Source organism: Methylobacterium sp. WL18, assembly GCF_008040015.1.
Taxonomy (GTDB): domain Bacteria; phylum Pseudomonadota; class Alphaproteobacteria; order Rhizobiales; family Beijerinckiaceae; genus Methylobacterium; species Methylobacterium mesophilicum.
Window position 1 is genome coordinate 1 of the sequence record NZ_VRVD01000304.1, and the last position, 5,508, is coordinate 5,508.

Sequence of the window (5,508 nt, forward strand, 5' to 3'; positions counted from 1 at the left end):
GTGGCGACCCGCTCGGGCTCAGCCTCGAGACGTTCGGCATAGTCGAGGGCGAGCTCGTTCAGGGCAGCGCGGGTCTGGGCCGAAAGCAGCAGAACCTGGGCGGTCGGCGCCGGGGCGGCCTCCGCCGCCTGCGCGCCCACGTTGCCGTCGGTGATGACGACGTGCGCGTTGGTGCCGCCGAAGCCGAAGGAGTTCACGCCCGCATAGCGCTCGCGCGGACCGCGGGTGATCGGCAGGGCCTCGCGGACGACGCGGAGGTTCAGCTCGTCGAACGGGATGTCGGGATTCAGCTCGGCCGCGTGCAGCGACGGCGGCACGAGGTTGTGCTCCAGCGCCAGCGTCGCCTTCATCAGGCCGGCGAGGCCGGAGACCGGCTCGGTGTGGCCGATGTTGGTCTTGATCGAGCCGATCGGCAGCGGCGCCTGGCGGCCGACGCCGAGCTTGGTCCCGATGGCCGAGGCCTCGATCGGATCGCCCACCGGCGTGCCGGTGCCGTGCGCTTCCATGAAGGCGAGGTCGTCGAGGCTGATGCCCGCGTCGCGGTACACGCGCTCCAGCAGGGCGCCCTGGGCGTAGCCCGACGGCAGCGAGATGCCGGTGGTGCGGCCGTCGGAATTGATGCCCGAGGCCACGATCCGGGCGCGCACGGTGGCGCCGTTGCGCCGCGCGGCCTCGGCCGATTGCAGCACGAACACCACGCCGCCCTCGGAACGCACGTAGCCGTCGGCGTTCTTCGAGAACGCCTGGCACAGGCCGGTGCGCGAGAGCATCTGCGCGGTGGAGAAGCAGATGAAGTTGAACGGGCTCGCCAGCACGTTGACGCCGGCCACGACCGCGGTGTCCACCCGGCCCGACTGGATCGCCTGCACGGCGTTGTCGAAGGCGACCAGCGAGGACGAGCAGGCCGTGTCGACCGTGAAGCTCGGGCCCTTCAGGTCGAAGATGTAGGAAATGCGGTTCGAGATGATCGAGAGCGTGTTGCCTGTGGCCGCGTAGGCGTCCCCGGAGGCCGCGTCGAGGATGCGCAGGTTGCCGTAATCGAGCGACGAGGCGCCGACGAACACGCCAATGTTGCTGCCGGCCACGCTCGACGGACGCAGACCCGCATCCTCCAGGGCTTCCCAGGTCAGCTCCAGCAGCATCCGCTGCTGCGGATCCATTTGTTCGGCCTCGGGGGGCGAGATGCCTAACACGGCCGGGTCGAACGACCAGATGTCGTCGATGACGCCAGCGGCCCAGGTGTAGCTCTTCCCGCGCTCCTGGGCGCGCGGATGCGCGAACCGGTCGAGGGAGAAGCGGTCACTGGGAACCTTGCTGACGGCGCAGCGTCCCTCGGACAGGAGTTGCCATAGCCCGTCGACGCTGGGGGCCCCGGGCAGTCGGCATGCGCGTCCGACGATCGCAATGTCTGTACGTTGTGTCACGTTCGGTTCGCACACGCTCGTTATCGGAAGTCGGCTCGGCTCGCGACGAGTGAGTACCGTCTCACCCCTTACTGTGGCACCATTGCGGTGTCCAACCTGCCCCCAGGCAAGGTCATCCCTGCCCGGGCAGATTGCGCGGCGCTGTGACATGTATTCATCAGGCTGCACTCCAATGCCAACGGCCGAAATGCCAAGTTTGCTCGGCATGACCGCCTGTTGAGACGGTCGCGCGACCATCGAAATGCCACAGTTGCGCGTCGGCGGACGGAGCCCGTCTACCGGGGCCGCGAGGGTTTTCCAAAGAGATCTTTGCAGCAGCCTGCAGATCTAGAACGGCAACGGCACGGCTGATCGCTGGTCCGCCAACGTTCAAGACGTCCCCGGAGCGGCATAAGCCTTGGCGCTATCCTTGGATCGTCCGACGCCGCGATAGGTGAAACCGTGGCGCTCGGCCGTCACGGGATCGTAGATGTTGCGCAGGTCGATGAGCACGGGGGCGGACCCGGCCGGCGCCATGATCCGGCGCAGCCGGTCGAGATCGAGCGCCCGGAACGCGTTCCACTCGGTGACGATCACGAGGGCGTCCGCGCCCTCCGCGCACGCGTAGGCGTCCTGCGCGAAGTCCACCCCGGGCAGGAGCGGCCGGGCCTGCTCCATCCCCTCCGGGTCATAGGCGCGCACCTTGGCGCCGGCATCCTGAAGGCCGGCCACGATCGACAGGGACGGCGCCTCCCGCATGTCGTCGGTGTCGGGCTTGAAGGTCAGGCCGAGCAGGGCCACGGTCCTGCCCCGGACGCTGCCGCCGCAGGCCTTGATCACCTTGCGGGCCATGGCGCGCTTGCGCTGGTCGTTGACCGCCACCACGGTCTCGACCAGCCGCAGCGGCGTCCCGGCATCCTGGGCGGTCTTGACCAAAGCCAGCGTGTCCTTCGGGAAGCACGAGCCGCCGTAGCCGGGGCCGGCATGCAGGAACTTGCCGCCGATCCGGTTGTCGAGGCCGATGCCGCGGGCGACCTGCTGGACGTCGGCGCCGACCTCCTCGCACAGGTCGGCGATCTCGTTGATGAAAGTGATCTTGGCGGCCAGGAACGCGTTGGCGGCGTACTTGGTCAGCTCCGCCGTGCGGCGACTGGTCACGACGATCGGGGCGGCGTTGAGATAGAGCGGCCGGTAGACCTCGCGCATCACCGCCTCGGCGCGGGGATCCTCGCTGCCGACCACGATCCGGTCCGGGCGCTTGAAGTCCGAGATCGCCGCGCCCTCGCGCAGGAACTCGGGGTTCGACGCCACGGCGACATCGGCCTCTGGCCGCCGTTCGCGGATGATCCGCTCGACCTCGTCGCCGGTGCCCACCGGGACCGTCGACTTCGTCACCACCACGGTGAAGCCCGTGAGCGCTCCGGCGATCTCCCGGGCGGCATCGAACACGAAGGAGAGGTCGGCGAAGCCGTCGCCGCGCCGCGAGGGCGTCCCCACCGCGATGAACACCGCGTCCGCCTCGGCCACCGCCTCCCGCAGGCTCGTCCCGAAGGCGAGCCGGCCCTGCCGGACGTTCTCGGCGACCAGGGCGTCGAGCCCGGGCTCGTAGATCGGCATGCGGCCGGCGTTCAGGCTGGCGATCTTGTCCGGGTCGCGGTCGATGCAGACGACGCTGTGGCCGAAATCGGCGAGGCAGGCCCCGGATACCAGGCCGACATACCCGGCCCCAATCATCGCAATCCGCATCCGGTCCTCCCGGCAACCCGCCGTGCGGCTCGCTGCACTGCAGCATGATCCGAGACCGGCGGCGATGCAACCCGGGCCGCTCGGCAGCGCCCGTTTCCATTCCGCGCATGCAACACCGCGGAAACACGACTGTTTTTTGACAACGCCGACAGGTCCGGCTTGACGGCGGCCGAAGCTTGTCGCCGTCGCGCGCCCTCCGCGCATGCGTTCGCGGCTTCGCAGCGCGGTCGGCTTCCTGTAGAAGCGCGCCCGCCGGCCGGGCGAGACCGCGCGCCGCCAGGCCCCATTCATAGGACCAAGCCCCATTCATAGGATCGGCGAAGGACCGCGATGACCGAATTGCCGAACGTGCACGTGCGCGCCGAAGTCCTGGCCCAGGCGCTGCCCCACATGCAGCGCTACGACCAGGAGATCGTGGTCATCAAGTATGGCGGCCACGCCATGGGCGACCGCGCGGCGGCCGAGGATTTCGCCGAGGACATCGTCCTCCTGGAGCAATCCGGCGTGAAGCCGATCGTGGTGCACGGCGGCGGCCCGCAGATCGGCAAGATGCTCGACCGGCTCGGCATCCAATCCGAGTTTCGCGGCGGCCTGCGGGTCACCGACGAGGCCACCGTCGAGGTGGTCGAGATGGTCCTGGCCGGTTCGATCAACAAGCAGATCGTCGGCTGGATCTCGGCGGAGGGCGGCCGGGCCATCGGCCTGTGCGGCAAGGACGGCAACATGGTCCGCGCCAAGCGGGCGATGAAGACCGTCATCGACCCCGAGAATCACACCGAGCAGACGGTCGATCTCGGCCTGGTCGGCGAGCCGGATCATGTCGAGCGCGGCGTCCTCGACGCGGTGCTGAAGGCCGAGCTGATCCCGGTCCTCGCGCCGGTGGCCTACGGGGCGGACGGGCAGACCTACAACGTCAACGCCGACACCTTCGCGGGTGCCATCGCGGGGGCGCTGCGGGCCAAGCGGCTGCTGCTGCTCACCGATGTCCCGGGCGTGCTCGACAAGGACAAGAAGCTGATCCCCGAGCTGACCGTGGAGGATTGCCGGCGCCTGATCGCCGACGGCACGATCACGGGCGGCATGATCCCGAAGATCGAGACCTGCATGTACGCGATCGAGCGGGGCGTGGAGGCGGTGGTCATCCTGGACGGCAAGGTCAACCACGCGGTGCTGCTGGAGCTGTTCACCGATTACGGCGCCGGCACCCTTATCCGCCGGAGCTGACCTCGTCGGGACGGCGATGGGCGGATCGGACGCGGCAACGCCCGCGCCGCTCGCGCATTGTCGTCGTCCCGGCTCAGCCTCGCGCAAGCCCGCGCTGCAAGCCTGGCCGTACCCGGCCGCCGATTCCGGAGGGATCGCCGGTCGGGGCCGCGTCGCACCGAGGGTTTCGAGCCGCATCCGATTGCACTGCGACCGGGCATGGTTCTAGAATCCGAGGGATCAGGATTTCAAAGGGACACGGTGCACCACCCGGAGAAAGCCCAGTTCACCACCCCCGCGTCGCGCGGGTTCGCCGATGTCGACACCTGGGTGTTCGACCTCGACAACACGCTCTATCCGAGCGACGCGCAGGTCTGGCCGCAGGTGGACGAGCGCATCACGCTCTATGTCATGCGGCTTTACGGGATCGACGGCATCTCGGCCCGCGCCCTGCAGAAATACTTCTACCACCGCTACGGTACGACCCTGACGGCGCTGCTGACGGAGGAGGGGGTCGATCCGCACGACTTCCTCGACTTCGCTCACGACATCGATCACTCGACGATCAAGCTCGACCAGAGCCTCGGCGACGCGATCGAGCGGCTGCCCGGGCGCAAGCTGATCCTGACCAACGGGTCGCGCCGCCACGCCGAGAACGTCGCGGCCAAGCTCGGCATCCTCGACCATTTCGAGGACGTGTTCGACATCGCGGCCGCCAACTTCGTGCCGAAGCCCGAGCGCTCGACCTACGAACGCTTCTTGGACGCCCACGGGGTCGAGCCGACCCGGGCCGCCCTGTTCGAGGACATCGCCCGCAACCTCGCGGTGCCGCATGATCTCGGCATGGCCACCGTGCTGGTGGTCCCCAAGATCGTCGATCCCTACCGCGAAGCCTTCGAGCAGGAAGCGGTGCGCGAGCCCCACATCGACCACATCACGGACGATCTGGCCGCCTTCCTGTCGGCCTGCGTGCTGCCGGTGGCGACGCGGGGCTCCACGGCCGCGGATCGCCCCTGACGCGGCGACCGGCAGGGCGATCGCTTGAAGGGGATCAGGCGGTCTGAGTGACGATGGCTCTGAGGTAGTCGTGGTTCCAAGCGGCGGCTTTTCTGCGGGTCTTGAGGCTGTCCGTGTCGGATGCGGTGCGGATGAGGTT

At 68.7% G+C, this 5,508-nt stretch carries 4 protein-coding genes; 2 read left to right on the top strand and 2 right to left on the bottom strand.

Annotated elements, in window-relative coordinates:
- Both FV228_RS19035 and FV228_RS19040 read right to left on the bottom strand, forming a co-directional pair.
- Positions 1-1,424: polyketide synthase (locus FV228_RS19035; RefSeq protein WP_246693954.1), on the bottom strand; the 1,424-nt coding region annotated here is incomplete at its 3' end.
- A gap of 369 nt (positions 1,425-1,793) precedes the next feature.
- On the bottom strand, positions 1,794-3,149 hold the full coding sequence (locus tag FV228_RS19040; RefSeq protein ID WP_147856053.1) for a UDP-glucose/GDP-mannose dehydrogenase family protein: 1,356 nt from the start codon (positions 3,147-3,149) through the stop codon (positions 1,794-1,796).
- A gap of 330 nt (positions 3,150-3,479) precedes the next feature.
- Here FV228_RS19040 and argB point away from each other — a divergent pair, with 330 nt between their 5' ends.
- Entirely contained in the window at positions 3,480-4,373 is an 894-nt protein-coding gene (gene argB, locus FV228_RS19045) for an acetylglutamate kinase (protein WP_147856054.1), read from the top strand.
- Positions 4,374-4,613: 240 nt separating this feature from the next.
- Positions 4,614-5,369, top strand: coding sequence for a pyrimidine 5'-nucleotidase (locus FV228_RS19050; protein WP_147856055.1), 756 nt, complete (start codon positions 4,614-4,616; stop codon positions 5,367-5,369).
- Positions 5,370-5,508 lie beyond the last annotated feature (139 nt).

Coding starts and splice junctions, on each gene's coding strand:
- argB (WP_147856054.1), top strand. CDS start 3,480: ATGACCGAATTGCCGAACGTGCACGTGCGCGCCGAAGTCCTGGCCCAG.
- FV228_RS19040 (WP_147856053.1), bottom strand. CDS start 3,149: ATGCGGATTGCGATGATTGGGGCCGGGTATGTCGGCCTGGTATCCGGG.